General features: G+C 63.9%; 9 protein-coding genes. 5 read left to right on the top strand and 4 right to left on the bottom strand.

The annotated features are described in order from the left end of the window. On the bottom strand, window positions 1-1,141 hold a 1,141-nt coding region (locus BIS11_RS05910), incomplete at its 3' end, for a 2,4-dienoyl-CoA reductase FMN-binding domain-containing protein (protein ID WP_253585817.1). Window positions 1,142-1,299: 158 nt separating this feature from the next. Here BIS11_RS05910 and BIS11_RS05905 point away from each other — a divergent pair. Then, window positions 1,300-2,214 carry a DMT family transporter gene (locus BIS11_RS05905; protein ID WP_253419345.1) on the top strand — a complete coding sequence of 305 codons (915 nt, stop codon included), beginning with the start codon at window positions 1,300-1,302 and terminating at the stop codon, window positions 2,212-2,214. A gap of 41 nt (window positions 2,215-2,255) precedes the next feature. Further along, the gene (locus BIS11_RS05900) at window positions 2,256-3,824 is read left to right on the top strand and encodes a bifunctional GNAT family N-acetyltransferase/carbon-nitrogen hydrolase family protein (RefSeq protein WP_253419342.1); all 1,569 of its coding nucleotides are present in this window, start codon (window positions 2,256-2,258) and stop codon (window positions 3,822-3,824) included. A gap of 83 nt (window positions 3,825-3,907) precedes the next feature. On the opposite strand, the gene BIS11_RS05895 is transcribed toward BIS11_RS05900, so the two are convergent. The 3 genes from BIS11_RS05895 to BIS11_RS05885 form a co-directional block, all read right to left on the bottom strand. Then, complete coding sequence (locus BIS11_RS05895; protein WP_253419339.1) at window positions 3,908-4,201, bottom strand: MGMT family protein; 294 nt, start codon at window positions 4,199-4,201, stop codon at window positions 3,908-3,910. A 29-nt stretch (window positions 4,202-4,230) separates the two neighbouring features. Next, on the bottom strand, window positions 4,231-4,839 hold the full coding sequence (locus BIS11_RS05890) for an FMN-dependent NADH-azoreductase (protein WP_253419336.1): 609 nt from the start codon (window positions 4,837-4,839) through the stop codon (window positions 4,231-4,233). A 197-nt stretch (window positions 4,840-5,036) separates the two neighbouring features. Then, window positions 5,037-6,488 carry a sodium:alanine symporter family protein gene (locus BIS11_RS05885; protein ID WP_253419333.1) on the bottom strand — a complete coding sequence of 484 codons (1,452 nt, stop codon included), beginning with the start codon at window positions 6,486-6,488 and terminating at the stop codon, window positions 5,037-5,039. A gap of 229 nt (window positions 6,489-6,717) precedes the next feature. Here BIS11_RS05885 and BIS11_RS05880 point away from each other — a divergent pair, with 229 nt between their 5' ends. From BIS11_RS05880 to BIS11_RS05870, 3 genes are all read left to right on the top strand, one after another. Next, window positions 6,718-7,650, top strand: coding sequence for an ABC transporter substrate-binding protein (locus BIS11_RS05880; RefSeq protein ID WP_253419352.1), 933 nt, complete (start codon window positions 6,718-6,720; stop codon window positions 7,648-7,650). A 76-nt stretch (window positions 7,651-7,726) separates the two neighbouring features. After that, window positions 7,727-8,410, top strand: a complete 684-nt coding sequence (locus tag BIS11_RS05875) for a TVP38/TMEM64 family protein (protein ID WP_253419330.1) — start codon at window positions 7,727-7,729, stop codon at window positions 8,408-8,410. A gap of 136 nt (window positions 8,411-8,546) precedes the next feature. Further along, a partial coding sequence (locus BIS11_RS05870; RefSeq protein WP_253585816.1) for a zinc-dependent peptidase occupies window positions 8,547-8,834 on the top strand: 288 nt, incomplete at its 3' end.

Genomic DNA, 8,834 nt, shown 5'->3' with positions numbered 1-8,834 from the left:
CCTGTCGGGGCGCGGCGGTCGGAGCCAGCTCGAACTCGGTCTCGTGACAGGCGCGCGGGTTGACCAGACACGACGTCAGCTTGCCGGCGAAGGTGTGATCGAGACACGCCTGGTTGCAGGCGATGCAGGTGTTGATCTCGTCGCTCTGCCCCGCTTGCGCCTTTTGCACCCAGGCCGGGTCGGCGAGAAACGGCCGCGCCATCGACACCATATCCGCGTGGCCCTCGGCCAGCACCCGCTCGGCCACCGCCGGCATGTTGATGCGGTTGGTGGTGATCAGGGGAATCGAGACGTGCTCGCGCAGGCGCCGGGTCACCTCGGTGAAGGCCGCTCGCGGCACGCTGGTGACGATGGTGGGTACGCGCGCCTCGTGCCAGCCGATGCCGGTGTTGATGACGTCGGCACCGGCCGCCTCGATCATGCCCGCCAGCGCGACCACCTCCTCCCAGCTGCTGCCCTCCTCGACCAGATCGATCATGGAAAGCCGGAAGATGATCAGAAAGCGCTCCCCCACCGCCTGGCGGATGCGGCGTACGATCTCCACCGCAAAGCGCGCGCGCGCGGTGAAGTCGCCGCCCCACTCGTCGTCACGCTGGTTGGTCCGCCGGCAGAGGAACTGATTGATCAGGTAGCCTTCGGAGCCCATCACCTCGACGCCGTCGTAGCCCGCCTCCTGGGCAAGCCTTGCGCAGCGCACGTAATCCTCGATCTGACCCTCCACCTCGTGCGTCTCAAGCGCCCGCGGCGTGAACGGGTTGATCGGCGCCTGCAGCGCCGAGGGAGCAACGAGATTCGGCGAGTAGGCGTAGCGCCCGGCGTGAAGGATCTGCAGGCACAGATGCCCGCCCTCGGCGTGCACCGCCTCCACCACCTGGCGGTGCTCGGGAAGCTGCGACTCGTCGGTCAGGGCATTGGCGCCCTCGAACACCGCGCCCTCAGCGTTGGGGGCGATACCGCCGGTGACGATCAGGCTTACACCTGCCCGCGCCCGCTCGGCGTAGAAGGCGGCCAGACGCTCGAAGCCGTTCGGCGCCTCTTCCAGATTGGTGTGCATCGACCCCATGAGCACCCGATTGGGCAGGGTGACATGGCCAAGCGTGATTGGACGAAAAAGGTGCGGATAGGCGGGCGGCTGGGTCATCACGGTGTCTCGCGTCTTGTTCGATCAGAGTATTCAAACAAGCGTATGACATCGCCCGCGCGGCGTACAGCGCTTTGCCCTCGCCCTTTCGTCGAGCGCCCCTTGCCGAACGCCACAAAGCGCGTCACATTAACCGGCTTACTATCGGGGAACCCGCTATGCCTTTGATTTATTTCCTGCCGCCGCTGGCCACAGTGATCATCTGGTCCGGCAACATGACCATCAACCAGCTAACCGTGGGCGCCATCGCCCCCAGCAGCATCGCCTTTCTACGCTGGCTGCTGGCGCTTCTGGTCATGACGCCCTTCGTGCTACCGGCCACGCTCAAGCACCTGCCGGAGATCAAGCGCCACTGGCCGAAATTCGCCGTGCTCGGGCTTCTCGGCATGGGGCTCTGGCAGGGGCTTGGCTATATCGCCGCCGAAACCACCACCGCCACCAACATGGGCATTCTCGCCGCCATGGTGCCGCTTCTCACGGTGCTTCTGAGCGCGCTGATCCTGCGCGAGCCGCCCACCCTGGGCGGCGTGGCCGGCGGGCTTTTGGCGTTCATCGGTGTGAGCGTGCTGCTCGGCCAGGGCAACCCGCTGTCGCTGTTGAAGCTCCAGGTCGCCTTCGGCGACGCTCTGATGGTGATCGCGGCGATCTGCTACGCGCTCTACGGGGTGATGCTCAAGCGCTGGCAGTTGAACCTTCCCCCCTGGGTGATGCTCTATGCCCAGGTGTGCTTTGCGGTGCTGTTTCTGCTGCCGCCCTATCTCATGGGGCCGATGACGCCCCTCGACGGCCAGAACGTTTGGCTGATCCTGTATGCCGGCATTCCCGCCTCGGTCATCACCACGTTCTTGTGGATGCGCGCGGTGCGCCAGATCGGCGCCAACCAGGCGAGTATCTTCATCAACCTGATGCCGCTTTTCAGTGCGCTGATCGCCATGGCGTTTCTGGGCGAGCGCATCGCCGCCTTCCATCTGTTCGGCGGTGCCTTGATCCTGGCCGGGGTGGTCATGGCCCAGACGCTCACGCGCCCGCTCGTAACCGTGTCGAGCCGCGAAACCCGCAGCACGCAGCAGTGATACACTAGTTTCACGTTCTTATATGGTGGGTACCCAAAACTATGTCCCTGGAAGAGCTGCACCTCAATCTTCGCAACCTGACGAGTGACGACTACGACCAGTTGAAAACGCTGATGGACGCGGTCTATCACGATATCGGTGGCGCCTGGCCCAAGCACACCATCGACAAGCTGATCCAGGCCTTCCCCGATGGGCAGATCGCCATCGAGGACGATGGCGTGCTGGTGGGCGTGGCGCTCACCGTGCAGGTGGATTACGACGAGTTCTCCAACCCCCATCGCTACGACGACCTGATCGGCCACCGGGAAGTCATCCTGAACGACGAGAACGGCGACGCCATGTACGGGCTCGACGTGCTCATCCACCCGGACTATCGCGGCTACCGGCTCGGCCGGCGCCTGTACGAGGCGCGCAAGGAGCTGTGCCGTTCGCACAACCTGCGCGCGATCCTCGCCGGCGGGCGCATCCCCGAGTATCACCAGCACGCCGACGAACTGAGCCCGGCCCAGTACATCGACAAGGTGTCACGCAAGGAAATCTACGACCCGATCCTGTCGTTCCAGCTCGCCAACGACTTCCAGGTCAAGCGCCTGCTGCGCAAGTACCTGCCGGAAGACGAGCAGTCCCGCGGCTACGCCACGCTTCTCGAGTGGAACAACATCCTCTTCGAGCCCGCGGAAAGCGTGCTCGACACCCGCCCCACCCAGGTACGCGTGGGCGCGGTACAGTGGCAGATGCGCGAGTTCGCCTCGGTCGAGGCCGCGCTCAAGCAGATCGAGTACTTCGTCGATGCGCTCTCGGACTACCAGAGCGACTTCGCCGTCTTCCCGGAGCTTTTCACCACGCCCCTGATGGGCCTGCAGGACCGCGCCGCCCAGCAGGACCAGATGGCCGCGATCCGCTTTCTGGCCGGCTTCACCGAGCGCTTCAAGAGCGAACTCTCGCGCATGGCGGTCTCCTACAACATCAACATCGTCGGCGGCTCGATGATCGAGGAAGGCGAGGATGGCAAGCTCTACAACATCGCCTACCTGTTCCATCGTGACGGCGAGATCGACCGCCAGGCGAAGCTCCACATCACCCCGCAGGAGCGCCGCGACTGGGTGATCGAAGGCGGCGACGACCTGCAGGTGTTCGACACCGACGCCGGGCGCGTGGGTATTTTGATCTGCTACGACGTCGAGTTCCCGGAGCTTGGCCGGCTGCTCGCCGACCAGGACATGGACATCCTGTTCGTGCCGTTCTGGACCGACACCAAGAACGGCTACCTGCGGGTGCGCCACTGCGGCCAGGCGCGGGCCATCGAGAACGAGTGCTACGTGGTGCTGTGCGGAAGCGTCGGCAACCTGCCCTCGATCGAGAACCTGGACATCCAGTACGCCCAGTCGGCGGTGTTCACGCCTTCGGACTTCGCCTTCCCCCACGACGCGGTGCTGGCGGAAACCACCCCCAACACCGAGATGATCTTCTTCTCGGACCTGGATTTGACGCGGCTGACCGTGGTGCGTGCCGAAGGCTCGGTGACCAACCTCAAGGACCGGCGCAAGGACCTATTCGACCTGCGCTGGCGCGACTGGTCGTGGAAATCCGGTGGCAAGCTGGACGATTGAGCGTTTTAGCGTGAATCGTGAATGAAAAAATGCCGCCCGGCTGGGCGGCATTTTTTTACGTTCCAGGACTCACTACTCCCCACCTACGGCCACACCAGATGGTCCGGTACACGGCCCTTGGCATCGAAGGCCACGCCTTCGGCGCGCAGCTTTTCGTGCTGGCGGGCGGCCCCCTGGTGATCGGCAAGCGCGAGACTTGCGGAGATCACCCGGTGCCAAGGAAGCTCGTGCCCCTCGGGGAGGTGGCGCATGGCGGAGCCCACCGAGCGCGCCGTGGCGCCCTCGGTCATTTTGGCGATGCGCCCGTAGGTCGTCACTCGCCCTTCGGGAATCTGTGCCACGATGGTGTAGATCTGTTCCAGAAGCGCCGAGCGCATGCGCCAGTCTCCCTGCCGGTGTCACATCGTTAAAGGGCGGCGACGTGCTGGTCGATAGCCTGGAAAGCTTCCTTCAGGGCGCCATCACGCAGCGCATCGCCCATGTTGAGCCCTTCGGCGAACACCACGTCGACGTCGGTGATGCCCATCAAGCCTAGCATGCTTTTCAGGTGCGGCGTCTGGCTGTCGAGCTCGCTGCCGGCGTACTGGCCGCCGCGCGCCGCCAGGACGATCGCGCGCTTGCCCTCGACCAGCCCCACCGGGCCGTTCTCGGTGTAGCGGAAGGTTTCGCCGGCGCGCAGCACGCGGTCGAACCACGCCTTGAGCTGCGAGGGCACGCCCAGGTTGTACATCGGTACCGCGATGACGATGACGTCATGCGCACGAAGCTCCGCCAGGAGTTCATCGGAATAGCCGGCCAGGCGCGCCTGCTCGGCGCTGCGCTCGGCGGCCGGGGTCTGCCAGGCGCCCAGTTCCGCGATGTCGAGATGCGGCAGCGCATCGGCCACTACGTTGCGCAGGCTCACGTCCACATCGCCACGCGCTGCGGCTTGGGCCTTGAAGCGGTTGGCCAGGACGTTGGACTGGCCGTTATCGCCGAGGATGGAAGAGGTAACGAGCAGGGCGCGAATGGTCATGGCATGACTCCTTGTTGGTAGGTAAACCTTAATGTTAGGTAAACCTTGGTGGCAGGTAAATTTGATGGCCATTTTACGTCGATTTCATTCAACCGAAAGCGCAAATTATCCGGTCTTGAATTCGATAAAAACGAATCCTTCACCATAAAAAAAAGCCCCGCTCATTTTGGCGGGGCGATGACACGTGCAGGACCGAATCAGTCGCGGTCCGGCCAGGCCTTGGTATCCACCTTGTGGGCCAGCTTCGGGAACTGGCTCGGGCGGAAGACCGGCTCGACACCCGCCTTGAGCTGCTTCTCGTAGTCGCGGAACAGCGCGAACGCGATCGGCGAGAGCATCAGGATCGCGACCAGGTTGATGATCGCCATGGCGCCCATGGAGAGATCGGCGAAATTCCAGATCGCGCCCAGGCTCGCTACCGACCCGACCATGATCATGCCCAGTACCGCCAGGCGGTAAAGCAGAATCGCCACCGGCGCGCGGCGCCCGGCCAGGTATTCGATGTTCGACTCGCCGTAGGAGTAGTTGGCGATCACCGAGGTGAAGGCGAACAGGAAGATGCCCACGGCGACGAACATGGCGCCCCAGTCGCCGACATGGGTCGACAGCGCCAGCTGGGTCAGCTGGATGCCGTTGGTCTCCTCGCCGGCGAGAATCTCCGGGCCGGACATGATGATGATCGCCGCCGTCGCGGTGCAGATCACCAGCGTATCCAGGAACACCCCGAGCATCTGGATGAAGCCCTGGGCCGCCGGATGGTCCGGACGGGTGCTGGCGGTGGCGGCGGCGTTCGGCGCTGAGCCCATGCCCGCCTCGTTGGAGAACAGGCCGCGCTGGATACCGTTCATGATCGCCTGGGAAATGGCGTAGCCGGCCACGCCGCCCGCGGCCTGCTCGACCCCGAAAGCGCTCTTGATGATGGTCATGAACGCTGCGGGCAGTTCCGTCGCGTTCAGGGCCACCACCACCAGCGCCAGGATCAGGTACAAAAGCGCCATCAGCGGCACGACCAGCTCCGCCACCTTGGCGATGGACTTGAGCCCGCCGAAGATGATCGGCGCGACGATCACCATCAATACCACGCCCATCATCCAGGTGGGCACGCTGAACGCCTGCTCCATGGCCTGGGCGATGGAGTTGGCCTGAACGCTGTTGAAGGCCAGGCCGAAGGCGATGATCAGGCAGATCGAGAACAGCACCGCCATCCAGCGAAGGCCGAGGCCACGCTCGATGTAGCGCGCCGGGCCGCCGCGAAAGGTGTTGTCGCCGTGATCGGTCTTGTAGGCCTGGGCCAGGGTCGATTCAATGAAACTCGTCGCCATGCCCACCATGGCGGTTATCCACATCCAGAAGATCGCCCCGGGGCCGCCGTAGTAGATGGCCAGCGCCACCCCGGCGAGGTTGCCGGTGCCTACCCGGGCGGCGAGGCTCGTGGAGAGCGCCTGGAACGACGAGATGCCGCCGTTGGCACTGCGCGAGCCCTTGAGCAGCTTGAACATGTGGCCGAAATAGCGCAGCTGGACGGCGCCGGTCATCACGGTGAAGTAGAGTCCGGCGCCGATCAGCAGATAGATCAGCACGCTGCCCCATAAAAGGCCGTTACCGCGATCGACGACCGCGGTAAGCAGCGATGGAAGGGAAAAATCCATGAATATGCACCTTTTTATATCGAATAAGCCGAGCCATTTTTCACGGTTGCACCAGAATGGCAAGAAAATTGATCATTTTTGTCGGCAGGCGATCTCGATGGTTCCTGCCTCGACCCCAATCGCTTGAGCGCCTACCCTAAGTGTACTTGCCCCCGATTCTTCGATGAACGTGTCCTGATCGAAGTCCGTTCACGACGCCCACGCATTTGCCTGCAGGAGAGTAGACTTGATGCGATTTTTCCGCCACCCGGCCACACTCGCCACGCTCGCGGCCTTGGCCGGCCCCGCGCTGTACTCGAGCGCTCTCGCCGACGATACCATCGATTTCGGCGTTCCCGCCTGGCCCGGCATCACGGTGAAGACCGAGATCGCCGAGCAGCTTCTTGGCGATCTCGGGTATTCGACCCGGGCTCGCGACATCGGACTCCAGGTGATCTACCAGGGCATCGAGAGCGGCGATATCGATGTCTTTCTGGGCGCCTGGCTGCCTGCCCAGCGCGAGATGTTCCAGCCGCTCAAGGAGGCCGACGTACTCACGGACGTGGCCAACAACGTGGATGGCGCGCGCATGACCCTGGCAGTACCCGAGTACACGTTCGAAAGCGGCGTGCAAAGCTTCGCCGACCTGGCCGAGCATCGCGACGCCTTCGGCGGCCAGATACTCGGCTTCGGCGCGGGCTCGGCGGCCAGCGAGATCCTTCAGGAAGCGATCGATGCCAATGTCTGGGAACTCGGCGACTGGCGTATCGTTGACACCAGCGAAATCGGCATGCTTTCCGCCGCCCGCGATGCGATCTCTCGCGAGGAGCCGGTGGTGTGGGTCGGCTGGACGCCGCACTGGATGAACCTCGAGTTTCCCATGCGCTACCTGGACGACCCGCATGACCTGTTCGGCGAGAACAACGGTGAAAGCGAGGTGCTGACGCTTTTGCGCAGCGAGTTTGCAACGGCGCACCCGAACGTCGCCACCTTCTTTTCGCAGTTCACCTTCAGTGCCGACGAGCAGAGCTGGATGATCCAGGAGTTCGGGCAAAACGAACGTAGTGCCGAGGAGGTCGCTCGCCAGTGGATCGAAGAGCATCCAGCCCGGGTGGAGGCCATGTTGGCGGGAGTCACTACCCGCGATGGCGAGCCGGCCTGGGAGGTGGTCCAGGCACGCTAGGTTCGCCTGGCTCTTCAACCCACCGATCGGCTGGCGTATGCTGGCGCTCTTTTTCGACGGTCGGTGGTGAAAGGGAATGTCACGCACGCTCGTAAAGGGCTTTGCCCTGTTACTGCTTCTCGTTGCGCTCGGGGTCGGATGGCACTGGCTGGAGCAATCGGACTGGATGTCGACGCAGCGTCTCAACACGGCCATTGCCTATCTCGGTCAGTGGCAGCGTGAGCCCTGGATGTTCGCCGCAGTGATCCTGCTCTACAACGCGCTGCTTCTACTGATGTTTCCCCTGACGGTCCTGGTGGTGGCGACGGCCGTGCTGTTCGGCACCACCTGGGGCTTTGGCTACGCCCTGCTGGGCACGCTGAGCTTTTCGGTGCTCTCCTACTGGGTGGGCCACTGGCTCGGGCGCGAGGCGCTGATGCGCTACGGTGGTCGCCACCTCCGCGGGCTGTCGGGCTATCTCTCCAAGCGCGGCGTACGCACCATGATCGTGTTCAACCTGCTGCCGATCGCGCCGTTCATCGTGACCAACATGCTCGCCGGCGCCTTTCACCTGCGCTTTCGCGACTACATGCTGGGGTCGATCATCGGTATCGTGCCGTGGCTGGTTTCGGTCATCTTCCTGGGCAGCCAACTCGGCGCGCTGTTCACCGCCGGCGATCACCAGGAAATGATATGGGCCCTGGCCGGCGTGGCCGTTGCCCTGGTACTGCTGTGGGGGCTCAAGCGCTACGCCAGCACCCGCGGCGCCCGCAAGCCTTGAGCGTCTCGTTCCTGGCAGGCTCGGCACGCAGCGCGTGGCCACATGGCGGGCTCTCTCCGGCGTGTACCCGCATCGAGTTGATGAACGCTTGGCGATTGCGCCACTATACGCAGATTCGATGCCATGAAAGACGCCCATGTTCAAACGCTGGTTGACCCGCACGCCCTCCTCGCCCCCTTCTAGAGCCTGGCAACAGGCGTGCCGACGCACGCCGATTCTGGCCGCGCTGACGCCGGTTGAAACCGAGCGACTGGGCGAGCGTGCCTGGCACTTCCTGACCAGCAAACGCCTGGCGCTTCACTCCGAGCTTGCCAACGTGCCTTTCGACGAGGTGGACCGGCTGGCGCTTGCCGGCCAGGCGTGCCTTCTGACGCTTGGCTGGCGCGAGGCGGAGCATCGCGAGGCCTTCGCCAACGTCCATGAA

It is taken from the genome of Halomonas sp. 707D4, from assembly GCF_024158685.1.
In the GTDB taxonomy this organism is placed as follows: Bacteria; Pseudomonadota; Gammaproteobacteria; order Pseudomonadales; family Halomonadaceae; genus Vreelandella.
The sequence above is the reverse complement of the archived record's forward strand: the minus strand, read 5'-3'. Positions and strand labels throughout refer to the sequence as shown.